Annotated in this window: 23 protein-coding genes; 7 read left to right on the top strand and 16 right to left on the bottom strand. The window is 37.2% G+C overall.

Annotation, left to right across the window (positions count from 1 at the left end; all coding sequences use genetic code 11):
* Positions 1-323: 323 nt before the first annotated feature.
* From MUB18_RS20185 to MUB18_RS20160, 6 genes are all read right to left on the bottom strand, one after another.
* Entirely contained in the window at positions 324-3830 is a 3507-nt protein-coding gene (locus MUB18_RS20185; RefSeq protein WP_248754407.1) for a hypothetical protein, read from the bottom strand.
* 160 nt (positions 3831-3990) lie between these two features.
* Positions 3991-5868 carry a hypothetical protein gene (locus MUB18_RS20180; RefSeq protein WP_248754406.1) on the bottom strand — a complete coding sequence of 626 codons (1878 nt, stop codon included), beginning with the start codon at positions 5866-5868 and terminating at the stop codon, positions 3991-3993.
* 102 nt (positions 5869-5970) lie between these two features.
* Positions 5971-7326, bottom strand: a complete 1356-nt coding sequence (locus tag MUB18_RS20175) for a T6SS phospholipase effector Tle1-like catalytic domain-containing protein (protein ID WP_248754405.1) — start codon at positions 7324-7326, stop codon at positions 5971-5973.
* A 188-nt stretch (positions 7327-7514) separates the two neighbouring features.
* Positions 7515-8183 (bottom strand): response regulator transcription factor, encoded by a 669-nt coding sequence (locus tag MUB18_RS20170; RefSeq protein ID WP_248754404.1) that lies wholly within the window; start codon positions 8181-8183, stop codon positions 7515-7517.
* The gene (locus MUB18_RS20165; RefSeq protein WP_248754403.1) at positions 8168-8980 is read right to left on the bottom strand and encodes a sensor histidine kinase; all 813 of its coding nucleotides are present in this window, start codon (positions 8978-8980) and stop codon (positions 8168-8170) included. The genes MUB18_RS20170 and MUB18_RS20165 overlap by 16 nt, the downstream gene beginning before the upstream one ends.
* 569 nt (positions 8981-9549) lie before the next feature.
* Positions 9550-10188 carry a hypothetical protein gene (locus tag MUB18_RS20160; RefSeq protein ID WP_248754402.1) on the bottom strand — a complete coding sequence of 213 codons (639 nt, stop codon included), beginning with the start codon at positions 10186-10188 and terminating at the stop codon, positions 9550-9552.
* Between the two features lie 574 nt (positions 10189-10762).
* Between MUB18_RS20160 and MUB18_RS20155 the strand changes: the two genes are divergently transcribed.
* Entirely contained in the window at positions 10763-11212 is a 450-nt protein-coding gene (locus tag MUB18_RS20155) for a nuclear transport factor 2 family protein (protein WP_248754401.1), read from the top strand.
* Between the two features lie 534 nt (positions 11213-11746).
* Here MUB18_RS20155 and MUB18_RS20150 read toward each other — a convergent pair.
* The gene (locus tag MUB18_RS20150) at positions 11747-12310 is read right to left on the bottom strand and encodes a hypothetical protein (protein ID WP_248754400.1); all 564 of its coding nucleotides are present in this window, start codon (positions 12308-12310) and stop codon (positions 11747-11749) included.
* A gap of 684 nt (positions 12311-12994) precedes the next feature.
* Between MUB18_RS20150 and MUB18_RS20145 the strand changes: the two genes are divergently transcribed.
* The 4 genes from MUB18_RS20145 to MUB18_RS20130 all read left to right on the top strand — a co-directional run bounded on the left by MUB18_RS20145 (position 12995) and on the right by MUB18_RS20130 (position 15027).
* Positions 12995-13258, top strand: coding sequence for a hypothetical protein (locus MUB18_RS20145; RefSeq protein ID WP_248754399.1), 264 nt, complete (start codon positions 12995-12997; stop codon positions 13256-13258).
* Positions 13259-13332: 74 nt separating this feature from the next.
* Positions 13333-13608 (top strand): hypothetical protein, encoded by a 276-nt coding sequence (locus MUB18_RS20140; protein WP_248754398.1) that lies wholly within the window; start codon positions 13333-13335, stop codon positions 13606-13608.
* 524 nt (positions 13609-14132) lie between these two features.
* A complete protein-coding gene (locus MUB18_RS20135; protein ID WP_052627786.1) occupies positions 14133-14510 on the top strand; it encodes a hypothetical protein in 378 nt (125 codons plus the stop codon).
* A gap of 19 nt (positions 14511-14529) precedes the next feature.
* The gene (locus tag MUB18_RS20130) at positions 14530-15027 is read left to right on the top strand and encodes a hypothetical protein (RefSeq protein ID WP_248754397.1); all 498 of its coding nucleotides are present in this window, start codon (positions 14530-14532) and stop codon (positions 15025-15027) included.
* A gap of 101 nt (positions 15028-15128) precedes the next feature.
* Here the strand turns inward: MUB18_RS20130 and MUB18_RS20125 are convergent, their stop codons facing one another.
* Positions 15129-15365, bottom strand: coding sequence for a hypothetical protein (locus MUB18_RS20125; RefSeq protein ID WP_248754396.1), 237 nt, complete (start codon positions 15363-15365; stop codon positions 15129-15131).
* 474 nt (positions 15366-15839) lie between these two features.
* On the opposite strand from MUB18_RS20125, the gene MUB18_RS20120 reads away from it, so the two are divergent.
* A complete protein-coding gene (locus MUB18_RS20120) occupies positions 15840-16721 on the top strand; it encodes a GLPGLI family protein (protein WP_248754395.1) in 882 nt (293 codons plus the stop codon).
* A gap of 1 nt (position 16722) precedes the next feature.
* Complete coding sequence (locus MUB18_RS20115; protein ID WP_248754394.1) at positions 16723-19395, top strand: hypothetical protein; 2673 nt, start codon at positions 16723-16725, stop codon at positions 19393-19395.
* 16 nt (positions 19396-19411) lie between these two features.
* Here the strand turns inward: MUB18_RS20115 and MUB18_RS20110 are convergent, their stop codons facing one another.
* From MUB18_RS20110 to MUB18_RS20075, 8 genes are all read right to left on the bottom strand, one after another.
* A complete protein-coding gene (locus MUB18_RS20110; RefSeq protein WP_248754393.1) occupies positions 19412-19930 on the bottom strand; it encodes an STM3941 family protein in 519 nt (172 codons plus the stop codon).
* 35 nt (positions 19931-19965) lie between these two features.
* On the bottom strand, positions 19966-20673 hold the full coding sequence (locus tag MUB18_RS20105; RefSeq protein ID WP_248754392.1) for a LytR/AlgR family response regulator transcription factor: 708 nt from the start codon (positions 20671-20673) through the stop codon (positions 19966-19968).
* Positions 20666-21844 carry a sensor histidine kinase gene (locus tag MUB18_RS20100; protein ID WP_248754391.1) on the bottom strand — a complete coding sequence of 393 codons (1179 nt, stop codon included), beginning with the start codon at positions 21842-21844 and terminating at the stop codon, positions 20666-20668. The genes MUB18_RS20105 and MUB18_RS20100 overlap by 8 nt, the downstream gene beginning before the upstream one ends.
* Before the next feature lie 151 nt (positions 21845-21995).
* Entirely contained in the window at positions 21996-22733 is a 738-nt protein-coding gene (locus MUB18_RS20095) for a type II CAAX prenyl endopeptidase Rce1 family protein (RefSeq protein ID WP_248754390.1), read from the bottom strand.
* Between the two features lie 367 nt (positions 22734-23100).
* Entirely contained in the window at positions 23101-23733 is a 633-nt protein-coding gene (locus MUB18_RS20090) for a DJ-1/PfpI family protein (protein ID WP_248754389.1), read from the bottom strand.
* Between the two features lie 21 nt (positions 23734-23754).
* Positions 23755-24729 carry a GlxA family transcriptional regulator gene (locus MUB18_RS20085; protein ID WP_248754388.1) on the bottom strand — a complete coding sequence of 325 codons (975 nt, stop codon included), beginning with the start codon at positions 24727-24729 and terminating at the stop codon, positions 23755-23757.
* Between the two features lie 306 nt (positions 24730-25035).
* On the bottom strand, positions 25036-26277 hold the full coding sequence (locus MUB18_RS20080) for a GTP-binding protein (RefSeq protein ID WP_248754387.1): 1242 nt from the start codon (positions 26275-26277) through the stop codon (positions 25036-25038).
* A gap of 73 nt (positions 26278-26350) precedes the next feature.
* Positions 26351-26572, bottom strand: a complete 222-nt coding sequence (locus MUB18_RS20075) for a hypothetical protein (protein ID WP_248754386.1) — start codon at positions 26570-26572, stop codon at positions 26351-26353.
* Positions 26573-26822 lie beyond the last annotated feature (250 nt).

Raw genomic sequence — 26822 nt, 5'->3', positions numbered from 1 at the left:
TAAATCAAAGAACCGACTGTAAGGAGCTCATCTATTCCAATAAAAAAACAAATTATAAATAGATAATGAAAGCAATTCCCAACCATCTACGAAATCGGCAAACGCATTAATAAGCTGTTGTAAATATCGTTAAATCAAAGAACTGACCGAATGGATCTCATCTATTCCGCTAAAAAACAAATCATCTATAGATAATGAAAGCAATTCACAGCGCGTTACCCTTGGGGGAAATTTAGGGGGTGGCTGTTTTAAATATGGTTAAGCCGCTTAAAATTAAAATCTTAAGCGGCTTTAAAAAAACTAATCCCTACTTTTTGAATGACCTATCCATTCACTATTGCACTCGCCGTTTGCAAGCCTGATGTGCATATATTCGCCACCACTAGTACTCCAATGGAGACAGCTTTCACCTCTGGATCTTTCACATTGACAGCTACGGCATAAGAAAGCCTGCTGATATATGAAGTCATATTGCTTGTTTCATTAATGATCGCGACACTTCGTGTAGCACTTTCTTTTTCCTGGGCTAGTTCGTAAAAATGCCAACATGAGCAGAACAGAGCCGGAAGTATAAGTATGCTGTTTACAATAGCTCCCGTAGCACGCCCATCACCAGCAGCGAGTTTATTCATAATTCCCGGAGAGGCTTTGAATTTTGATTGTGCAGGACCGCTGAAAACTATTTTGGAAAGAATACTAGTCACGGTAGTCCCCGTGTTAATCCATGAAACCACTTTGTTTTTAATCGGCATTTTAGGAACTAATGTACTGCTAATTCCAACTGATCCAGCGCCCAAAACACCCAATACGGCAGAGAAAGTACCAAATGGATTTTCTCCTGTTGGGGCAGCCGCTTCAAAAGGAACAATAAATATGGACATCAGCGAAAAGAAACCTGCAAACATATTTCCAACGGTAGAAATTACCTTTGAGTTTTCTGGTGATATAGTCAAACTGTTACTTTTCATTTCCCTAAAAAGACCAGCATCGACATAAAAAATTTGATTGGGATTTACGGATAAGGTAACGGCAGTACTTTCAACTTTCAGATCTTTCTGATGCGTATACAACACAATTTTTGGCGGGTTGAAAGCCTTTTCTACTTCTTCGAAAGTGGAAGCTTTGATTAAAAAGTTTGTAAATTCATCTTGTGGAAAAGGTACTGCACCTTTGGCCATTTTGTATACTACAGTTACCGGCACTGCACCTATATAGCAGAGCAGATCTAACATAGAGACTTTGGGCACACCAAAATATTCGAGGATATCGCTTACCACTGGGATATAGATTGGTGTATCTAGTATCTCTAAAGCCGATTCCAGCATTTTTATAAAAATGTCAAAAAGGACGTCAAATATATTTTGTGTGGTTTCCAATACACCAGAGCCAATGATAGCGACTACTCTTTTCAGGATTTCCTCAAGGGTCATGTTTTGATACTCGGAGACAAGTTGATCGATTTGATCGAGTACGGCATCGAAGATCACACCTTCTTTTTTAAGGGTGTCGAACAGTAAATCGATAATCGACTGATTGTCCATGTTGAGTTTGGCAACGAGTGGATCTGCCTTAATATGACTGACATTGTTTTGGAAATGAGATAGTAGAAGATCTGCAGGAGCTGAATCTCCCTTTGCTGGCTGCGAACTCGCGTCTGCTGGCAAAGTTGCCGCAGCACCCAAGCCTTTCCAGTCTGTAATGCCTCCCCATTCATTGCATATTTTAACCAGCTTTTTCATCTCGCCGTCAAAAGCAGTTTTCAATTCGCCTACCTGATCGATCTGATGTCTAAGGTAGAGTTTACTAAGATTTTTGAATACTTCCTTTGTGCGGGTAATGTCTTTCCACTGGAACAGGAATTCGAGATATTTGAGCAGATCTTTTATAGCTGTTTTGATGATGTCATAGATCCAACGTACCGCACCGACAACTTTTTCAACACAATTAAGCACACCTTGGTAAATTTTATTGCCAATTTGGACGACAAAATGCCATACACCTGTTACCACATTCTTTACGATATTGGCAACATATTTTACTCCACTTGCCAGCCACCTGAACAGGTCCCCGACTTCAGATACGATGGTGTCACCTATTCCTTCAAGATAAACGGTATTGCCATATGCCATATTCATGAGCAGCCCACCTGATCTATGACTAAAATTTTCGGACACCTCCTTGTAGGCCTGAGATAAGCTGCTGTTCGCTATTGCTACTTGGTTCAAACTATTATTATCGACATCTGCACTTACCAGTTTTCTAGTTTGTCCGTCAGAATTCACAATGACTGCATCTCGCAGTTTACTGGAGCTATTTAAAGAGGCTATTTTTTCAAATGGCTTATTCATGGGGTTGATGACAACGGAAGTGCCTGCATCGTCCGAAACCATAATTTGAAGCCCTGTAATATCTTGAATCTCTTCGACAACTGTGATCACGCCCGCATCATCAGTACGGATAGCAATCGGATCTGGCGTAATCACATAATAAAGATTGTTGATAAGTACAGGCATTCGGCTATTCGAGCTGATATTTAAGACTGTGTCAGATAGTACTTTATCGTTGTTGTCCGTTAGTTGTATACGTGTAGTATAAGAACTGTAGTGCTCCGCTTTTGATTCAACTGGTATTTCTAACGTTATTTTCTGAAATGACCAGATGCTTGTCTCTGGCGACTGTTCCGCTTTTATCAATTGATTTCCAGCCACAGCAAAAAATACATTGGATGAATCAACAATATTCAATAAGGGTGAAAGTTGCTCTACACCTGTTAGTATGGGTACTGGAAAGGTCCAATAGTTGGCCTCGGTTATATTTTGTTTGAGACAAGAGGTGTAAAATATTTGATTGGCCCGGTTTTTACCCCAGATCACATATTTCTCCTGGTCAGAAAAGGCGAATACATCTTTTACACCATCAAACAGATCACTCTTCATCAAAGGAATTCCAGCGTCTCCATCCTGTTGCTTATCAGCGGCAAAATAGTAGAGTGTTTTTTCACCTATGACAAATAAATCGGTCAGATTGCCATTTACATTCACTGCAGCCAGTGCGCTTGCTTGCGATGGAACCTGTAAACGTGTAATGGTCGTTGGAGCTTTTCGGTCGAAGGGATTATACAGCGGCGCATACAATAACTCCGTAGTGCCATTGATCGATCCGAGGGTATAGATACCATCTACCCGGTCACGATCTTTACGACCCAAAGTGCTGCTAATGCCTGGATTGAGATCACCCCCCATCGAAAGGTTATTCCAATATCTGCCACTCAATTTTTTGGGATCGATATAATACCGTTCGAGAAAGTCAGCAGGTGGATCAAAGGTAGATCTTGATATATCTACAACAATATATTCCTCATTTTTTGTTTGTGCTATGTATAGGTTTTTAACATCCAGCTTAATACTGGTATGTTTAGGATCGTCATAGGGGATTAATTCCCACTGAAAAGTAAGGTCGTTAAGTGCCTTTAAATTGGAGCTATTATTTAATGATACATACAGGTAGTCAGTATCATCCACGGATATAGCAAGTACAACATCAAATTTTCTGCTGGTGAAATTTTGGGATACCGCAAATGTTTTGGCAACTACTTTTTTTCCACCGTGATTTTTGCTCAGCAGGCTACTGAGATCATCCTGTTTCCAGCCGCTTGTCGTACCCGATGTTTGTTGGGTAAGATAAAATACCTGATCAGTACCTATCGAAAAAAGAAGAGAATAGCCCTCGTCCGTTTGAAGTGCTTCAAACTTTTTCTGTGGCGCAACTGATTTTGCCTGTTTAAAATTTACCATTAATTCCGTAGAATAATTTATTTTTTTTTGTGGCATAGCATTAATTTTTAGATTAATCTTGTTTAAAATCTTGTTTTGCAATCATTAAGAATGTTGTCGTAAATCAATGGCGTATATGGACCAATGGTAATAGAATTGTCAAAGCCATTTAAATTATTACTTCTTTTTAATGTTGTTTATAGTCTAGGTATGAAGCCTAGTTATGTTCCATTTCTGCAATGAGTGCAGACAATTGCGGTATTTTACGAACCAATAATTTTTCTAGGCTATCGGCGCGTTCAAGAAGGATCTCAGGTTCACTTTTTACTAAGGCAAGCATTTGAGCGATCACTTTACGGTCGGTTTTAGGAGAAATGTACAAAACGTTGGTTACAAGATCTTGATGTTCAGAGAACTGAGCGTTCATAAATGCGTATGTTCTTGCGCCCGGGAATGTCCAGCCGCTCGAACTGTTGAGCATCTGTTGAATTCTGTCCGCATCTGCTGCAAGGAAACCCTCAAGCCATCCTTTAACGGAGTTTTTCACTGTGTCAACCATGTCATTTATAGCACCTAAAGTCAAAAATTTAGTCCACCAGCTCGGATCTACAGAATCGGAATGATCGGTGATTTTGGGTCCATTCGTTGATACGGTAATGCGACCGTAGGCATCAACACCAAGCGTATAGAGTGTTGTAGATGACTTTTTCGCAAAATTACCTTCCGTCACACCGCCGCAGACATTGATGTGCATCCACATCGTTGTGGTGGTTTCAATACGAATGCTTGTGCCCTCCAAGTACACATCAGATTGTACATTATATTTCGCTTCAAAATTTCCCCAAGTCCCGTAAATTCCACAATATTGACTATCATCGTCAAATGCTCTTTTATTATAGGAATAGGTCAGTACATGCGCTCCATTCTGGTTCACGATATTATAAGTTTGAGGAGTTTCTTCCGCGTCATAGCCCCAGCGTATACCACATTCTATACAGTTAATGTGGAAATAGGTGGTAGGCTTCCTCGCAATGGTACCAAGCCCCTGCGACAGCAAATGGTGTAGGTAAGTGATAAAGGTATTTCTATTCACCGCCATGACACCGGCATACTGAGATACCTGATCTTTTTCTACCCAGTTCCAGCTAAACTGTACAGGCGCTGGCAATGGTCTTCCTTTTGACATGATGAGATAGTTCAGCGTATACCCATTGTAATCAGGAGTAGCTTTACCCGACGAATCTTTATAGGAAGAGATCATAAAATTCATATCAGTAGGGATGATGGATACATTTTTAGGGAATTCTTCTTTTGATACCACGCTATACCCGAGCATGATGCCACCATCTTTACTGATCTGAGCGACGTAGGTGTTGATGAATATCTGGTTGAGGTATACAAAAGCTACACTATTTTTATCAAGTCCTTTGATCGTAACACTATCAGAAAGGCTTGCAGCATTGAGATCCAGAAAAAGCTGCTGTACGCTGAACATATCGATCCCCAGATTTTTAATTTCCTTTTGTGTCTCTTTTGGTAGATTACTAAAATGATTGTTGATATTGTCTGTGCGCAAGTCGAGGTCTATCGTAAACGAGAATACCCATGGATCCGTTGCATCTTGTTGATTGAGATTGATCCAGGTCGCAGGACCATATAGTCCGGGCTGTATGACCACAATTTTGAACGTCTTCGCAACCATATTATAGGTCACATACGAACCTTCTTTGTTAAATTCGATGATAGGCGGGATCTTTTCTAGCGGGAAATCCGGAAGCCCAAGTTCGGTGTAAAAGGCAAACATAAACCGCTCTTCCAGCAACTTGACTAAATGAGGATCTGTCATTGGCGTGTTTTCAGGTATTGTGAAGGGATCAAAACCGAGTTTGGCTACTAATTCGTCATAATTTGTCAGGGCGGGCCCACCACTTCCGTTATTTGCGGAAGGATCATAAATATAAGCCTGAATAAACGGCTTGCCACTGTACTTGGATAGCCACTCCTTCATGGTGGCATTGACTGAAGTTTGTGTAGTCGCGACTACCATGTCATACCCATATTTTGGGTTTGACAAATCTGAATTTTTTGCACTCATAATATAATTGATTTAAATTAAATGGATCTATGAAATGACGCTCTACTAAACGCCTCGGCCTTTTAAAACGGCGTGGTTATCAGTTTAAAAAGGTATGCTATTCTATTTTTGATACTTAACTGTTCTTACCCAATTTTTTTCAGGTTCGTTTACCCTTGCAGATGCTTGAAGATTAGCTGTCAGCTCGTTTTGGGCAGCTGAATCATCATTTGCAGTATATTTTAAAGGTTCGGTTGATGGACCAATTTGGGAATGACTGATGTAATCCCAATTTGCAGAAATATGGATATACTGTTGTGTTATACGGTCTATTACATCTTGATTTAAAGCTTGGATACTTTTTTTATTAATCAGCAATTCATTCTTTTCTTGAAGTGCTGTAAAAAGGTCTCTTAAGTCCGCAGGCAAACGATATAGTTCAAAAAATGCTTCTTTATTAAAAGGACAGCCAAATTGCACAGCAGTATCGAGCATCAATAATGCATATGCCCACTGTAGTTCTGCTTGTACATCTGTACGTTTTGATATCGCATAGCTAAATCCTGGAGTGGGATAATTGTAGTATGAGATATTTTTGTTGTCAATCAATTTCTCCCACAGTTTGTTCTTTTGTAGACTGGCAACTTCTTCTCTAGAACCTTTTTCGGTATATGTACAAGTGATTGACGTTTGTTCAATGAGATGGTTCAAATAACCACCACCGATATCGGCATGGCACCCCGGTACATAGAGTTCAAAGAAATTTTTATTCACGAGGAATCCGCCACCGGTTTTGTCGGCATTTTCACTCATCTTTTTATCAAAGATCGATGTAAAAGGAAAGTTTTTACGACATTCATGCATCGCCCTGAGGTGATAGACGCAATTGGCGTTTAGATCCGATGTTGAGGTATCAAATTTTCCTTGCAAAAAGGACTCTACCGTGTCATACAGTCCAATGAAATTCAATACCACGCCTTTAAGCGACTTTTGGGATTTGCTTAATGAAGAACTTATTTTGTTATAAACATCTGATCTGACTTTGGTCAGTTGATTGGCAAAGTGCCGAGCCAAGGCTGCTCCTCGCGAGAAGCCAAAGATATTAAATTCAAGCACGACCTCCTTTTCATACGTATTATAGTTAAACAATTGTGTTAGTTCTTGATGAATACCTTCAAGTGCAAAACTAATTTTACTACTTCCGCCATAATATCTTGACCAATCTCCTGTTGCTTGGTTCCAGTACGAATCTTCCTGATAGGTAAGTGTGCCAATGCCTTCGACATAAACGGCCAACATGTTTGTATTGCCAAAACTTTCATGGCGATAGTTATTGTATAATCGAAAGATGTTTGATGGAGAAGCGTGATAACTGCCCTCATCAATTGGATTTATAGCGGTGCTATTGTATCCGTTATTTCCTGTACCGTCAAAAAATAACCCGACTTTTATCGTCGAAAAATTTTCTTTTGTATTCATATTTATTAAAGATTTATAAGTGTTCATATCATCCAGCTCATCTATCCAGTTGATTATTGAGTATATCAAAATTAGCGAGCGGAGCTGAAGGGTTTTAGGAAGGAATTACCTAAAATCTAGGACAGGTAATATTACCTACCATACCTTTTCGAGGTGGGTACGGTAGGCGTATAATAAAGAGTTGCGAGTTAGTAAAAGTTGATTTCGTTTAGATTGATCATGCCTTTTTGAATACCAAAAATGACTAATCCAGCTATGTTTTTTGTTCCCGTTTTAGAAAATAGATTGTTTTTGTGGCCTTCAACAGTGCGAGGAGCGATAAATAAGATTTCAGCAATTTCTTTTGCTGTCTTTTGTTGGGCTATCAATTTTAGTATTTCTATTTCACGTTCGGTCATGCCATGAGTTGAAAAGTCTGGCGCAGTGGTGGCATGAGCTACCTGATTTCGAAGGACATCTATTTGAGCGGGCAAAAGATAAAATCCATGTTCGCGGACACCTTTTATGACGCGCAGTAAAATAGCTAATGAAATTCCTTTGGGTACGAATGCAGCCACCCCGTGTTGGATCATATAGCTGAGGTGATTATCTTGGTAATGGGATGATATGATAATGACGGTTATACACGGATATGTTTCCTTTATTATTTTGAGCATATCTACCCCATTGATTTCCGGCATTTTAAGATCTAATAAAAGAATATCCGGACGCATATTCTCTTGAGTAAGTAAGTCTAGAGCTTCTTTACTTTGGGTGTTAGAAAAAGTAACATCAAATAAATCTTGCTCCTGCAGAAACCTATGCATCAGCTCTATTAACAAATAATCGTCGTCTATTATGGCTAATCTTGTACGCATCTTGGAATATATATTAATGTTTTAAAACCTTTACCCTGGGTATAAATTTTACTGGTTCCCTTCAGTTGCATCATTCTATACTGAATACTCTGTAGACCTAATCCGGGATTATTTTGAACGACTAGTCCTTGACCATTATCGGTATACCGCAATAGAATATTTCGCTCAATCCGAATCCTAATATTGACTACCGAGGCTTGAGCATGTTTAATCGTATTGGTCAGTAATTCTTGTATAATACGAATGATATGCAATTTTTGTTCTTCAGATAGCATGATTTCAGACCGCATATCCGAATGATAAGAAATAGCAATAGCTGTTTGATAAGGCTGTATGCAGCTTTGAACGAGTTGATCTATAGAAGAATCTTTTAGCAGCGGTGGGTAAAGCTGATGTGACAGGCTTCTTGATTCAATAATACAGTCTTCTAACAGACTGTCAACTTCTATTGGAGCTAAATTCATTTGTAGACTATACCTTATGGCCGTCATTTTTCCAATTATACCATCATGTAATTCGGATGCGAATCGCTTTCGTTCTGATTCGATACTTTGCAGTGTAGCATCATGTAGCGCTATTTTATATTGGAGTTCGGCTTTTTGACGTGCTAATTTATTTTTATAACGTTGATGGATTGTTAATGTAAATATATAGATGACAATTGCTATCAGGACGAATATAAAAATGATGGATATTAAAATCCAATTCGAGATTGTTTCTTGTTTTTGCCATAATTCATTAGATGTTTCCATAGGTATAAATAAAATATCAATAACAAAATAATCTTGAATATCCATAATGAAATATTAATCGCTACAGAGACGTTGATAATATAGTTTATAGGCAAGTAGAGTATAAAATTCAAACTATAGTACAGCAGTAAAATTCCATTTAACTGGAGCAATTCCTTATCTCTAGTATATTCCGAATAGATTTTTTTATAATATAATAAACTACTGACTACAATGTATAATGAACTGACACTACGGGTATAAGTTTGATAATCCGTTAAACGATTGGTTTGGAATAATAGCATATCTAAACAGAGATAGGCCAAAGCAAAAATAGTGAGAATGTTTCCGAGCAGATGGTTTGTAGATGACAATATTTTATAATAAAAAATATAAAATATGATAACTTCTATGATCGCAAAGATGGATATAAATTCTAAATTTTGTGCAAAGGCGAAGGACCAAAAACGACTTAGGAGGTCTACAGATAAAGAGATCAGTAGGAAGATATAAATTACCTTCTGGTAAGGTTTTAATACTTTGTAATATTTGGCTATCGAATAGCACATTAAGCTCAGAAGAAGGGGCACAAGCCATGTACCCCAATCCAATAATTTAATCAACATTGAAATGATTTAGTCGTTCAATATCTCATCTATCAAGTAAAAATTTTCAGTACTTGGTGGAAATGGCGGAACCAATCTGATGGTATCATAGGATATATTTGATTCCTTCATGTTGTGCATATCTATATTTCTTATAATCAGATCGATCTCATATTCCAACGGACGGGTATCTTTCGCTTTTTTGATGGCAAAATAAGCTCTATTTACTTTCGTCCGTAAATCATCAGTTGGAATTGTAAAGCAACGTACCACATTGGTTTTCTCGGAGAAACTGCCCTTCAAATATGATTTTGGAGATTTTTGCCATCTTTTTATTCTTTTCATGGCTTTCTTATCGCTAATTTCTGCCTGCAGTTGTTCTGAAATTCCAAATACTACAGGATTAGCTACACAAATATGTTTTTCGATATGGGGTAGTGTCTTCTTTGAATCAAAAGTATCCGTGATAATAAAGAGTTTGACGTCTTTAAGATCTTCAGAAATGCCCAGATAAGCATGTACATACTCCGAGTTACCCCCCAGAAGCTGCTCCGCATCAAATTCAAAATATTGAAATTTTTCTAATTTTTTAACCAATCCCTTAATTCCTTTTTGTAGCAAATATTGGTTCCAATTTCTTATGTATGATTTTACTTCTTGAAGATCCATAGGTTATAGAAATATTATTTATTACAAGTATAAATAAAAAAAACAGGAGGATCAAGTTTTTAATAAAAACATATAAGCCTTCTAAATAATTAAAAAATAGTGATATTTATAGGCAATGTAAGTCTATTATGTTATCAGATATTTCTCATAAAAAGAGTGATTTTCCGCTAATTTTCGATGTCAAATAAGGCCTAATAATAGATTGTGTATGTATCGATCAGAAAATCTTTTTCCAAAAGAAATTTTACTTTTTCACAAATTGTAATCAATAGCTTTTCTGTCGGTTAGTATGCTACTCCAGTTCTAATTCTTTCGATCATAATAAACTTGCTATAGCATACAGCTTCACAAGCCATTTTTTAGGCAGACTTGTTTACAAAAAATATTTAACCAATCGACCTCGGCGCTTAGTATACTCAAATCAAAAATATCCAAAAATGATTCACCTACTTATTTCCAACATTCACCGAGTTTTTAGTTGGTTTAATCTAATTGCCATAGGGTAGGGACGATTTACACCCTACTTTTGAATCAACAACTAAATAAAAAACTAACAATATAACATAAAGACAATATGAAAACTTTAGCAAAAACATTCGCAGCAGCAGCCTTGATCGCAGTATCTACGTTCACTATGGCGGCAGCAAAACCAGTAGGCGACCACTCTAAGAAAGCAGCTATCAACTTATCCACAGCAGATCTCGCCATTGACCATTATGTAGCCGTGATGACCGAAGGAGAGTCCGCAGGAGTAGAGCAGTTGTTCGCATCCGGTTTCAGTCAAAAAGTACAGGCAGCAACAGATAAAACCAACAGCCGGGGAGAAGTTATTTCATTACTGAAAAAACAAAAAGGTGAGCATTTGAACTGTAAAACAAGCACCACCATCGTTGAGCAGTCAAGTGACTATATGATTGCAAAAGTAATCCTGCAGTTTGAAGGTTTTACCAAGATCGATTTAGTTACTTTGGTCAATGACGGTGGTAACTGGAAAGTATCTCAATCCATTAACTCTTATCAATAATTTACTGTTTAATTCATATGTTTAGTAAGGGCCACGTCGTGAGATGTGGCTTTTCTATTTCCTGTTCTATCTGACAGGATAAGTAGGAAACTCATGTTTTTAAAATCAAAGGACAAATATTTTCTGGGTTATTGTATGTAATCAAATATAGGTTCTGAAAACGATCAACTTCCTTATATTATATGATGTAATGTAATTTTATCTGTGGATGTCTATTTATCCTTGATAGAAAACTTGTCCTTTTTTAATTTATTTGAACTTTCTGAATTGTTACGTATGTGAAATCATGTATAAATTAAATTCAAAATATAGGTCAATATAATGATTGGTAAGATAAGAGAATCTCTAATTTTAAGTAGCAATTCAAAACGAAGGCATCGAGCTACTGATTCATAAAATATTAATTTTTAGTCGTAAAAATTTTAAGATTAAATAAAAATGCTCCCAAAAAATTTATAACTTCTTGGGAGCATGGCATATGCAGCTTTAGTGTTAGGTTAGAAAACAAAAAAACTTTAAGTAGTAATATCTTAATTATTTAGAACTTTTAATAGTGTAATATGATTTAACCATTGGAAAAACTATTTGATTATTCACTATGAATTTTTGATTTGATACAATTACTAGCTGCTTCTCATTGTTTTCAAGATTTATACTTGTAGGTTTTGAATAAGTATAAACATGATTATCACCAGATAATCTTTGCGTTAGATTTATTAGTTTCTCTTTATTCTTATTAACTAGATCTCCATAAAACTGGTTTTGCACGATATTATAAGTGCTTATGTCATATTTCTTTTCATAAGATTCCTCAATAGTATGAATTAATAATTTATTGTCAATAATGGGTTCTGCCCATAAAATATTTATATAAGTAATGTCATCTATATCTTTTATTTGTACAACTGATCCCTTTAATTCTGGTATTTCTTTTATTAAATTCTCTGAAATACCATCCTTGTTAACATCATAATCTTGGTCTGTTACGATAGAATCCAATAAATAAATATTATCCCTCTTCAGAATTTCTTCATTACTTCCTACCTCTTTACATCCAATAAGAGCTAAAGAGGATATTGCAACTAAAAATATTCTCATATTTTATTTAGATCTTAATTTCTTATTACGGTAATATAACCAATATAAATTAATTTTTATAAAATCGAGGTGTTAAAATTTCAAAATCATTGTTTAATATAGTGTTAATTTAATAATGAATAAATATTTGTAGCCTTATAATTTTGACCGATTGGATTTCTTAACTATCAGAGCAATAATGGAGTAGGTAATCTTTGTCCATTAAAAAAGACTACAATGACAGAAGAAATATAATGATAATTAAGATCTGGGGATATATGTTCGATAACTATTTAAAACTGACGGAGAGCTGTTATATAGAAAGTAGCTGATATCACCTAAAAACCCTATCCCTAAAAACACTTCCAAAAATAATGTTGTGCAAGCAACTAACGTGTGATTTATCAGTCAAAATTCCTTCGGTAAATATTCACCTGCTACACGATAATTCCCCGAAGATGAGCCGAACAAAATTCGAGCAGCAGTAGACCAGAATCCAGCGGACAAAATACTCACCTTTTCCTAACCAACTTCGCCCCATCTTCTAGGTCGCTTCTAGGTCGCTTCGAGTGGGCTCCGAGGTGGCTTCGACTGGGCTTCGACAGGGAGTGAGGGGACACTCGAAGCCGACTCGAAGGAGACTCAGGTGGAGGTAGAACAAGTCTAGAAGAAAGGTCGAAGAAATGCAGAAAAATACCAAATTGTATGTTTCGGAGGAGTTTTGGTAGCAACCAGCTCGATATCAGCTTCATATCAGATTCGGACAGTGTTTTACCGAAAGCCGTCTGTACACCGCTTCTGCACCGCCTATTTCCCGTCCCTGACCCGGGAAATGGACGGTGCAGGGACTTTGCAACTGCGGTGCAGGGACAAGAAAGTTTAAAACAAGGTACGAACAAGGTTAAAACAACGTACGAATCAGATCCAAATAGCCTGGACATCCCTGCTTTTGTTTTTGAAGGAAAATAAGGCTTTCAAGTGGCCAAGAGTGTACCGTTAGTGTACGGGCTATTCACGGGGAGTGTACCAATCCTGTACCAAGAATGTACGGAGAAGGTACCAAAGAGCTACTAAAAAGGTACCGGATATCTACTCAGCGCAGTAGCTGGATTGAAGATCAGGAGGCCCCGCCTAGACCAGCACGGGAACAAGGTGGTTCATGTATCTCCCAAGCATCCGTAGTGCATATGCTAAGCAATGGTCAAGTATGGATAGTGCGTAAAACATTACCTGTTGATAAAGTATCAACGCACTATCCACGCTTCATCTTGCTTCATTCATACTTGACCTACATTTCAAATGTGTTTTATCTTAAATAAGGCGTTTTAAGTCCTTAAGTTTCTTTTTCCATACTCTAGTGTGTTTTTGCAGGGATTATCTTTTAAATCGCTTAAAATAACTCTCAAATGAAAGGAAATTAAGTAGTCATCATGATTGAATGAAAGGATTGGTGATTCGATATTCAGTTAAGATATCTGTTGTGTAGCTCAGCAATGAGTCTAAGATTGACCGATTTGGATTAAAGAAATTAAATGGCTGAATATAATTAAATAATATTATTGCCTAAGCAACTAAATACTTTAAATGGTCCGGTAAAAAAAGTGATATCTATAGCATCTAAGTCATTGTTCGTTGCTATACCACTCTGCTAAAAACTCTTTTAGTAGTTTGTATGATATTTAGTTCATTCTCTTCTATCAATTCATGTTTTCATACAAGTTTTTACAATTTCTTTTTCTCATTGGTATTTTGTGCTATCATACGAGAATAATATCAATTAATCCTACGGCTAACCGTAGCTTTTAAATATTTGTATTCGATAGGTTTGCCAAAATTTTAAGCTATGTATACAATATTACGATCAGTTTTACTTGTATTATCACTTACTTCTTGTACCAGTTATAAGTATGCAACAGAGGGTAATACACAAAAGAGTAACCTCACCATGGGTACAGTAAAAAGCAAGGTCATTAAAGGGGAGACCACACAAGATGAAATCATGAAGTTGTTTGGTTCTCCAAATTTGGTTTCTAAAAACAAATCGAATAGAGAGGTTTGGAGTTATAATCGTATGTCTGTCGAGAATAAAGCTGGATCTACAGATTTTTTTGCAGGGCAGCGTGCCAGCCAAAGTAGTAGTAGTAAATCTTTTGATCTCATCATCACGTTTGATGAGCATGATGTTGTAACCGATTATTCGGTCGTATCCACCGCATATTAACTTTTAGAATTATATTGAAATGAAAAAAACGACAGTATTGTTATGTTTTATCGCATTGTTGAGTTCATGCGCTACTCAAATGGTAACTAAATCACCTGCTGAGGTAAAAATGATGACAACGAAACAATTTGAATCAGGTCATGATTTGATATTTAAGTCCATTATTAGCTTATTGCAGTCGGAGAGTTATATTGTGGACCGTGCTGATAAAGAAACGGGTCTAATCAATGCGAGTAAACGTCTCGAAAATAAAAATGCGAATATGCAACGCGCATTATGGGGCTCTTCTAAAGATGCTAACACTTCTAAAGCCATGTTTTATGTGGAGGCCGTTAATGATGATGTGACGGAGGTTAAGATCTCGATGTATGAAGGAAGCGAATCCAGTAAAAGTGGCTATTGGGGGCAAGTGAATAAGGATAGTAAGGAGCAAATGATCTATGAGCCTCGTGTCTATCAGGAATGGTTCCAGAGTCTCCAGGCTGAGGTGGAGCGTAGAAAAGCACTGGGTAGATAAGTTTCACAATCAGTGATAAAGTGAATATCGATTTTAAATTCAATTTTGCAACGCCCGTTGCAAAATTGAATTTAATCATTTAAAATGATGTTAATAATTCTTTATATATCTTCTTTCAATTTCTTCACTTCACTGGCAAGATCTAATACCGCTTTGCTTAATGCAGCAATAGATTGGGTCTTGATGCGGTCTTCTTCAATAAATTTTTCTAATAGTGCGAGCAGTTTGTCTGACCCATCAGAATTAAATGTTGGTTGGGTATGCTGACTAGAATTGGTAGATTGGTCGCTAAATAAACAATAGAACCCTATTTTGGTATCAAAGTGTTGCGTGTCCATAAGCCCTACCATAAATCGCTAATGCTTCGTAAAGAAGCAAATCTGCTAACCTCTTTTACGATTTTTTAAATAGGAGCTTGTCATAAAAAGCGCTTTGTAATACCTGCCGGTAAATCAGAATGTTCGTTGTTGGAATCTAATTTTGTATACCATGTTTCGTGTATATCTATTTAAAGTGTGGTACATGCAGATATTTCTGCTATATCTTCTAATTATAGCTCACGATAAATTTTGCAGCATATCTACCCCCAATGCCTTATTAAACAATCTAAGCAACAGGAAAAATCTTCCTCCCAGCACAAAAAAACCAATACTTAGCATTCACTAAAAATGGGCTATTTTATGATAAAATAATCGTATCGTAATTTTATCATTCAATTAATCAGGATTTTACATTTTTATTTGATGATTTTTTATGAGGAGTATTTGTTATTTACGAATATTTCGTAAGTTTACAAATAAATCGTAAACATTATGAAAAAGATCTTACTAACCGTATTGATTTCAGTCAGTTTTATGGCTGTTAAAGCGCAAGAAAAGGCAATCGCCAAAGTGCATTACATATTCAAGCATGTCAATGACACGACAAAAAGAGATAAGCATACCCGTGATGAAGTCGTTACTTATTTAGGTCAGCAAACAAGTTATTATACCAGTTATTCAACGACCAGAATGCAGGAGCAAACCACAAAAATGCTTTCAGCTCCAGATTTTGACGGTAATTTAGTGATCTCCAGATCCACCAGTGGCATCAAAGAATCTTATCTGCTCGAACCTGCCAAATCCCAGATGGTAGAAGTGAAGCGTGTTGCTTCAGATGAGTTTTTATTAGAGACTACCTATCCTAAACAAGATTGGAATATAGCCGATGAAACAAAAGTAATAGGTGGATATACCTGTCAAAAAGCCACCACCACTTTTGCAGGTCGACATTATACCGCATGGTTTACAACCGATATTCCGTTTTCTTTTGGACCGTGGAAATTACACGGTTTGCCAGGACTTATTCTAGCCGCAAAGGATGATCAGAATGAGGTGGAGTTTGAATATTCAGGTTTTGATAAATTGGCGGCTGATGTCCAAGTGACCATTGGAACTCCCGCAAAGGCTATTTTGTCGACAAAAGATGAAGTCGAAAAATTAGAAAAGGCATTTAAGGCAAATCCCAGTGCCTATATGCAATCGAAGTCCAACGTGAGAATTGCAGGTCCAGGTGTTTTTGTGAGCAGCGGAGGTAGCGGCACTTCATCTTCCTCAGCTATCGACGCATCAAAAATTAAATCCATGTCCATTAAAAATGACAATAATTATAAACCTTCTTCGGTCACGAATAATCCTTTAGAATTAAAACCGTAGTATGTTACAACGCGCTGTTTTTATTGTTTACCTGCTGCTTTCTAGTGCACAGCTTTTTGGACAGGAACATGTGATCGAAGGATTTTTAGTGGATAAAAACACGAAGAAAGCCTTAAATCATATCCATGTCCTGCTCAAATCTAGTGACCATAAATTGTTAACCTTCAAAGAAACAAAGGCGGATGGTGCTTTCTCTTTGGCTACAGTTAAAGATGTGGATGGAGCGTATCTGGAGATCAATCATCTTGGTTATCACAAAAAAATAATCCCATGGACAGAAGTTGGCTTAAAAAAAACAATTGAACTGGAGCAAAAAGTAGTGCTATTGGAAGATGTAGAAGTCAAAAGCCGACCGCAGATCAGACAGATTGGTGATACGCTTGCCTATAACGTGGCTTCGTTTGCAAAAGAGGAGGACCGTAGCATTGGTGAGGTATTAAAACGGATGCCGGGTATTGAGGTCGGGGACAATGGAAGTATCAAATATCAGGGAAAAGCGATTTCGAAATTCTATATTGATGGAGATGATTTATTGGATGACCGCTATGCGATCGGAACCAAAACGATCCCGCATAAGATGGTCAAGGACATCGAGGTGCTGACCAATCATGAACACATGAAAGTGCTCAAAAATAGACGCTATACCGATGAAGTGGCGATCAATCTCGTGATCAAGGACGATGCGAAACTGAAGTTGACGGGTCAGGCAAAATTAGGTGCAGGACTACCCAAGCAATATGACGGCGAACTCAATACGATCCTGTTTAATAAAAAATATAAAGTATTGAATGTCTTGCAGGGCAATAATATTGGAAATGATCTGACGGGAGATTTTACAGGATTTAACCAAGCTACTGTGCTCTCGCGAATGGGGTATTCGGCAGTTAATAATCTACTGGCTCTAGGTACTGTCGGTGGTCCACCTGTAGCCAAATCAAATTATTTTATGAATAATTCGGTGGCTTTAAATGCCAACAATCTATTGAATATCAAAAATGGTTTCCAATTGAAATCCAATATTCAGCTCTTACAGGATAAAAATAATACCAATTTTAAAGGAGAGACAAGTTATTTTTCAGAAGATGGCGATTATATTTTTGATGAAAATCAGTATACCCAAACAACGGAATGGCTAGCGGCACTGCGCTTGAGTTTAAATAAAAATATAGAGAAACGCTATATCAATAATGCTTTTTCATTTGAGTATGAAAAGGAAGATCGCGAGGCGAATATCGAGAGCAATGGGGAGACTATTTTGGGCAGTCTCCATCATCAAATAAAAGGCTTTTCAAATCAATTGGAATGGGTACCTGCACTTAAAAATGGTGATATAGTACAAGTAAACTGGTATCTCAATTATGCGAATAAACCGCAAACTTTATCATTCTCCCCAGGGCTCTTTCCTGATGTGTTCTCAGGAGGGGTTCCTTATGAACAGACTTGGCAGCATGTGGAAGTTCCAACAGTTTTTACGAAAGCAAGTGTCGGATATAGACTTCCTAAAGGGAAATTAAAACAATACTACAATCTCGGTGCGATGGTCGAAGATCAAAAATTGAGATCCAATATCGCGATCCATAAAGCGGGCAATATCGCGGATGTCGCGCTAGATTCTACTCAAAATAAGCTGCACTGGAATCGCTCCTCCGTTTCTGCAAATGCAGAATATGAATGGAGCAATAGGAGATGGGCCACTCGACTGGTATTGCCGGTTTCATGGCAATATACCTGTTATGCGGATCCTTATTTTAACCTCGATAAAAATCAACATGATATTTTATTCAATCCTACATTTTCCGCTAGGCTTCGTGTGAGTCAGGAAGATGAACTTAGTTTTTCTTATCAACGAAGCCATTCATTTGGAAATATAGAAAATGTGTATCAGGGGCTATTGATTAGAAACTATCGCACCTTCTCAAGCAATAACGGTGTCATCACCGAAAATAAAAACAATGAGTTTGGCTTAAATTATAAGGTAGGAAGAACGATAAAATTATTATTTATGAATGTAGGATTGAATTATAAACAATCCATCTCCAACACCATACTATCCAATGTGGTGAATGATCAATCGACACAGACACAATTGATCGAACAGGAAAATATCGTCAATTCTTATCAGGCGTCTGTCGGATTTGACAAATATATCTTTGCCTTATCCAGTACCATGAAGCTGGCAGCATCGTGGTCCCTATCCGATTATAACCAGTTTTTCAATAACGAGATCCTTCCATTTCAAAATATAGGCTATACCTTGAGACCTAATTTGGAATTAAAAATCTGGAAGCAATTGAATCTTTCGTACACGGGGCAGTTGTCGTGGATGGGCAGTAAACAGAAAGGAAAGGTGCAGGGATTGGATCGAAATACATTCCAGGCTTCCCATCAGCTTGGGTTACCGATGACCTTGTTCTCCGGTTTTCATGTACGGTTCAGTGCTCGTAATGTCTATGCGCATCAACCTGGATTCAACGATTTTAATTACTTGTTTTTCGATACCTTCATCCGCTATCGTCACAAAAAATCAAAAACGGACTTTGAACTCAACTTGACGAATCTGGCGAATGTTAAAAAATTTGAAACCTATTCGGTATCGGCTAACATGCAAATGCATAACAGCTATGAGCTAAGAGGGCGAATGGCAGTTTTAAAAGCGGTGTTTAATTTTAAATAAGCACTCATAACAGCACTCACCGATTCGCTTCACCATATGCTTTTAATCGAGTTTGAAGTAACAGCAAAAGTTGTGGTTCAGAAATCGCTAAAACATCAACATCGATCCAAAGTAAATCAGGTTTTGATCTGAAAAAACGACCTATCGCATTTAAAGCAGTTAAGTAAGCCGTACGTTTAACTTGGTCATATTTTTTCTCATCCTTAACCTGGATAAAGATTTGATTCTGCGCGCGATAAAAGCCAGTTTCAAAAGTTTGAATATCATTCCAAGGAATAAAAATGGGGGTATCTGCTGTGTTATTTACTAGTCCTTGTTCTTCTATGCTTAATCCTGGTCTTCCTTTTTTATGTTCGATCCAGAACCTAATTTTATGAAAATATAAGATATGAAGCGTGACGAATATTAAAAATAGTAGTATGGGAGCATAGCTGTTTGACGAGTTAAAAATAAAGAAAAGTAAAAGCGCAATAAAGGCTATACATAGGAAAATACCTGTACTAATTTTACTGTTCTTAAATTGTATATCTACCATAAGGATCTCAAGTAAATATAATAAAATTATCTCTTTTATTTGATGCCCAACAACTTGAAAAACTCTTCCTTTTTATTTAAAGCAATAGCTATTGATTTACCATTTGTCAACTCGATCATATTTCCGCTGACGGTTTTGACAGCTTCGATGTTAAGGATAAACGAACGCTGCACACGAAAAAAGAGCTGCTTATCTAGGATTTCGTCCATAGATTTGAGCGTAGCTTGCGTGGTATAGCTATTTTCGGGAATGACGATCTTCAGGTAATCGCCCTGCGCTTCTATATAAAGGATTTCATTCAATACAATTTTGACTAACCTTCCTTCCGATTTGATAAATATACGGTCAGGCTTAGTCTCTGGGCGTGTAGTAGCCTTACTTGTCAGGACTCTTTCTTTAGCTCTGTTGACAGCCTTTAAAAACCGATCGAATCGAACCGGTTTTACCAGATAGTCGGTTGCCCCAGCATCAAAACTATCCAATGCGAAATCGCGATGGGCAGTAACAAAAATAATAACAGGAGGATTGACCAAGGCATGTACCAGCTCCATCCCATTTATTTTTGGCATTTGGATATCACTAAACATAATATCAACCTGATGGTTTTGTAAATAGAGCAGCGCTTCTACGGAATCACCAAAGGATGCCACGAGGGTCAGAAAAGGAATTTCTTTTATAAACGTTTCGATCACCTCTCTGCCGAGCGGTTCATCATCTGCAACGATGCACGTGAACTTATCCATGAGTTGTTAAATTTATTTTTAAGCTGACAACAAATTTATGTTGGAGATTTTCAATCCTGAGTTCATGTTTATCGGGATATAACAACTGCAAGCGCTTTTGAACATTCGCAATCCCAATACCTCCAAACTCTTTTTGGGAAACATGGTCATCTACATCATTTTCAAGATGAAAGTAAAATTGATTGTCCTCAATTTTTATACTCAAATATATAAACTGTTCTTTGTTATGGCTAAGACCATATTTAAAGGCATTTTCTATAAAAGTAAAAGTGAGCAATGGAGCAATATATAATCCTATCAAATTGTTTTCATCAGGAAGGTGTAATACAATCTTTTTATCAGCCGGATAGCGCATTTTTTCAAGTTCGCTATAGTTTTTTATAAATTCCAGTTCTTTTTGTAAGGATACCTTTTCTGTATTGGATTCATAGAGGGTGTAACTCATAATATCCGAAAGATTGACGATCACATCTGGCGTTGCGGGATCTTTTTTTATCGCAAGCCCATATAGATTGTTTAAGGTATTGAACAGAAAATGTGGATTGAGCTGGGCTTTTAAAAAGTTTTTTTCAATATGGATATTTTCTATTTCTAAGCTTGCTTTTTCCTGCTGAATTTTTAAAGTTTTACTATAAAGTTTAGAGATTTCAAATAGAATTTTCACAAAAAAGAAGGGCGATAGAATCGAAATCACGATGAAGGCCTGCGAGATCATGCGTTTGAAAGAAACAGCCTGTAAAAACGTTTGATCGGCACTCATCTTAATCGCACCTTTAAGTTCCCCATTTTCGATTTCAAACCCCAAAGCATGATAGAGCTGGGAAAAGAAATAGGTGATCGCAATCCAGATAAACAACAGGAAAGGCAAACTAATGATCAATAGTATAATGATCTTATTCCTGCCTCCAGCTAAAATCTTGGGTAGCAAGACATAAAAGAAGAGATAGAATACGAGCATATTAACAGTCGTCATCCTGATGGTGAGGATCACAGCATTAAACAGAGAGAGTTTGTATGCCAGTATATAGCTCAGCAGCAATAAGACTGAAAAAGTAAACCACATGCATACATGCAGCAGCAGTCGATTTGTTTTGGTATATAAACGCTCAAAATCAAATTCTGCTATCTTACTCGTTAAGTAGCTGGAGAAAACCTGTGTATCCTGCGACATGAAATGTGTTTAAAAAGATCAACCAAATATAGTTTTTTGAACGCTTTATAGGGATAGTTTTTGTATAAAAAATACGGATGACTCGGGTAATATTCATTACTAATTTGAAGCTTCTTAACTTATCCATTGCGCTTTCTAAGCAATCTTTTAGTTATAATATTCGGATCAAGGCATTTAATACATTGATCATATTGTGACCTATTACTGGGTAAACAAGATTGCCTGAAAATTTCCGTAACAAACCCACACTTAACGAAGATATCAGCGTGAGGTAGATGATCGTGATGATATCAAATTTGAGTTGATGATCTTTCGTGAGCACAACACCATGTGCAACACTGAATAAAAGCGTCACGATAACAAATCCCCAACCCAATGAGATCCCTTTGATATTCCATTGGGGAGTAAAAGCTTGATCAAGAAGCCAAAAGCAAATCCCCCTGAAGACCAATTCTTCCGTTAAACCGGGCATTGTTGCCTGGAAAGCGAATGTCTCAAGATTAAAATGACCTCCTTTAGGGAATAGGATCAATTTGAAAATCAAATCAAAAAGTAAGAATCCAAGGAATAGAAAAATCCCGAATCGGACCTGTTTCTTTGTATTACTTTTCGAGGTGAATCCGATCTGCTCACGATGAGTTTTGCTTACCGAAAAAATGATGGTCAGCGCTAACAATAAACTTAAGATTTTACCGACCCAAGAAAATTTTAATCCAATGGAATCAAGGCTAACATACTGTCTGCTAAAATGCTGGATATAACAATCAGCTAAAAAATAGACGATGAAAAGGATTAAAAATTTTGAATTTACTTTTTTCGTTTTGGCAAATGCAATAGCTATTAACGGTAGCATGAAAGAGATCCAAATAAGCGGTGTGTATAGTGACATATCTTTTAATTTTTCTTTAAAAGTAGAGCAACGCCACATCCTTTAAAAATTCTACCGATGAAAAGGTATGATCAACCGATAGAAGCTATTTTTTGATCGATTAAGAAATGGGGTATAATGCTTTAAAACACGATCAAAAAAAGTCGGTAATGGCTTAAATCACTTCATGTCGAATGAAGTGATTTAAAAAGAACCTAGCTACCGCTTTAAAAACTGAAAGTAAAATCCACAGGATATGCGTTTGAATGGATTGCTCAATCCTTTCATTGCTGTCATTTACTCGATCTTAGAAAGAATGGATAGGTGAAGAGATCATCTAAAGACTGATTTTCAATCTTAAAAGAGACGGTTACCCAGATAGGTAAGGTTAATGAATTTGCAAATCTGATTTATACTCAAAAATTTCAATAATCTGTTTAGCCACATCCTTTCCAAGTATATCTGTTACCATATATAAGGCCGCATCTATACCTGCTGTGATTCCCGCTGTTGTTACCAAATTCCCTTCATCAATGTATCGAGGTCCTGTCATCACTTGACTGTTCGGATTTAATTCTTGTAAAAGATCTGTTATCATAAAATGACTGGTAATCGCTTTTCCATCTAAAATATGGGTATTAGAAAGTAATAGCGCACCTGTACAAATACTGGCAATTACAGTATCACGTTGTGCCTGAGCTGTAATCCATGCTGTGAATCGGGATTCAAAATGCTCGTCTTTAAATAATTTGATCACTGTCTCAGGAAATGCTCCAGGTACGATAATCAGATCTGCTTGTGGACAATTATCAATTGTATAATTAGGAATAATTTGCATGGTATTGGATTCTGCAAATATAGGCGTAGCATCCAAAGCCACCGTGTAACAGTTAAAGCTATTCGGTACGAGTATATTTGCTTTTACAAACACATCCAAAGGTCCGTTTAGATCCAATACTTCTACTTGGTCAAAAACAAAAAATGCAATGTTCTGAGTTGTTTTATCTTTATTGATATTCATTTTTTAAAAGGTATATATGAATTAATGTTGAAATGTTTTTCGATATTGGGAAGCACTAATATTATAGTATTTATCGAACAGTTTATTTAAGGAACTGACCTGATCATAGCCACATAGCACACTGATAATAGCTAAGGTGTCAGCAGTATAGGCGAGGAGCTGTTTCGCTTTTTCTAAACGTATTTTTTCGACAAATTGTCCCGGAGGAATAGTAGCTTCTTTTTTAAAGACACGGGAGAAGTTGCGTGAACTCATGTGTACTGCGTCCGCCAGTTGTTCAAGAGTGAATGTTTCTCCAATATGGGCGTTAACATAGTGATATACTTTTTGAACAAGTTCACTCATATCTTCAAGAGCAGGTAATTCTTCAGAAAAAAGTGATTGATCCGAGAGTCGATGTACTCCAAATACCAGATGCTTGGACACCTGTATGGTTATGTCTCGTCCCAAATCCTCCTCAACTAAATGCAACGCCAGATTAATGCCAGAAGTGATTCCGCCAGAACTGTAGATATCGCCATCCTTTAAAAAGATGGATCGAGCATCAACATCGATCTCAGGATACATACTTTTGAGCAATCCTGCATATTTCCAGTGTGTGGTCACCGTTTTATTTTTCAGCAGACCGCTTTTGGCCATCAGAAATGTACCGACACAAATTGAAGCTAGGCGATTTATTTGGGGGTATATCTGGTTGAGCCACATGTAGACCGTTTCGTCAAGATTTGCAAATAAATTGGGGTGCGTACCAGCAATAATCAAGGTATCTAGCGGTATGGCTATATCATAAATGCTCGAATCGCATTGGAGCTTGATACCTGAGTTCGATACGACAGTTTCTGATTTTAATGCCGAGAGGTAATGAAGCTCATAACGAGCTCCATAACCTGCCTTTTTTACAATTTCATTGGCCGTATGAAAGACATCAGTAGGTCCTGCTACATCTAATAATTGTACATCTGGTAATATCAAAATGGCTATATTTTTCTTATCCATGTCTCAACGTAATTTGCATATCGATTAAGACAAAGGTACTCGATCATGATAGGATCATCAATGACAAGATGCTGTGTTATCTTGCCATTTTTTTTAGATAATTTATTGAAAGGTTATGGATAGACGTGAAGGGATCCTCCATTATTTTGATCTGCTCAGGTTTAGAACTTTTTAAAAGTAAAGCTTATGATCAGTTGAATTTGATGATGAAAAGAATAATGGCAGGTTGATGTCCCCTGATAAAAAAATAACATGGTGCTTATGTATGCAACCATGTTATTTCATTTTTAGTCAAGATGATCTACCTTATATATTTGTTGGAAAAGGATCTTCAAACCTGATATTTTTATCAAACAGATAAAACTCATCTTCTTGGAGTAAGCATTTTTCCAGATCCATCCTCACCTTCTTTTCATTGATGTCTTGTCCAATAAAGACAAGTTCATTTATTCTATCCCCCCATTGTTTACTCCAGCGACCTTCGATATAGTCTTTATTGGCGACGTAACTTTCAAATTGTATGCGTTCGAAGTAGGACATACTGATCCACCACACACCAGCAGTCTCTAGGCGCGAAGAGCCGCCAGCCTGAGAAAAATTTAAAGCTTCATCACGACGGGAGGCTAGCCAGAAAAGACCCTTGGCACGTATAATACCTGCGGGATACTGATGGTTTAAGTAATGCCAAAACCGCTCAGGATGAAAAGGTCTTTGATTTCTGAATACAAACGAACTGATGCCATATTCTTCTGTTTCGGGAGTATGCTGTTCCGACTCCAATTCCTTTTGCCATCCTGCCGAAGTCTGGGCTTCCTCAAAATCAAAAAGTTTGGTGTTTAATACTTCTTTTGGACTTACTTTTCCAAAAGCAGAACTGATTATTTTTGCTCCAGGGTTTAATTTGTGTATCGCAGCCTTTAAAACACCAACGGTCCCAGCATCCACCAGATCTGTTTTATTCAAGATGATGACATTCGCAAACTCGATCTGGTCGGTCAGCAGGTTGACGATCGTTCGGTCGTCACCTTCCATATCTGTTAGATTGCGATCCTGTAGCATTTCATTTGTACCAAAATCTTTGAAAAAGTTAAAGCAATCCACCACCGTCACCATGGTGTCGATATAGCTGAAGCGAGACAAGTCTATACCTTGATCTTCGTCAACATAGGAAAAAGTCTGCGCTACCGGAATAGGCTCACTGATGCCTGTGCTCTCAATCAATAAATAATCAAATCGACCTTCATTCGCGAGTTTTTCCACCTCAACCATGAGATCTTCGCGCAGGGTACAGCAAATGCAACCGTTGCTCATTTCAACCAATTTTTCTTCTGTACGTGATAGCGTGTGCTGATGTTCAACCAAGCGCGCGTCCACATTGACCTCGCTCATATCGTTGACGATCACTGCTACCTTCAATCCCTCCTTATTATGTAAAATATGATTGAGGAGGGTTGTTTTTCCAGCACCAAGAAAACCGCTTAATACGGTAACGGGGAGTTTCTTTTGCGTGATCCCATCAGGAGTGGATACGGATGTTTTTGTCTGCATGTATTTCATTCTTTAGTATTTTAATGTAAGTGGTAGGGGTACTTGCGTGAGATAAAGTCCGCACGTGTAAAACCTAGCTGATCTGATCCTCAATCGAACCTTCAACTATTTTTGTAAACCAGCCAATGATGTTTTGATGGTGTTGAGGGCCATATAAGCGGATGAATGTTTTCGTTTCCGACTTATTGAAGTCCTGGTAAACAGCAAGTCTTGTTCTTGCAAATTCTGCTGTTAGCGGGATCTTGCAATCATGTACCAAACAGGTTTTCCATTGTTCAAATGTTTCAGGTATCATATATAATCTGTTTTCTTAAGTGTAATACAAAAACAAAGATATAAAACTAATATAGTAAATGCAATATAGTTGCATTTGTAAAATTAAAGAAATTGAGAAAACAGATCAGGTACACATACAGATATGATAATATACCTTTTAAATGATCCGGATAAAGGCATCGGATATTTTAGATAAACTACAGGGGGCAGGTACATCGTGTGCCGAGCTGCTGCTCGGCTTTATATGGAGGATCAATATGACATGATTT

Source organism: Sphingobacterium sp. PCS056 (genome assembly GCF_023273895.1).
Classification (GTDB): Bacteria; Bacteroidota; Bacteroidia; order Sphingobacteriales; family Sphingobacteriaceae; genus Sphingobacterium.
Note: the sequence above shows the minus strand (reverse complement) of the source record. Positions and strands in the feature narration are given on the sequence as shown.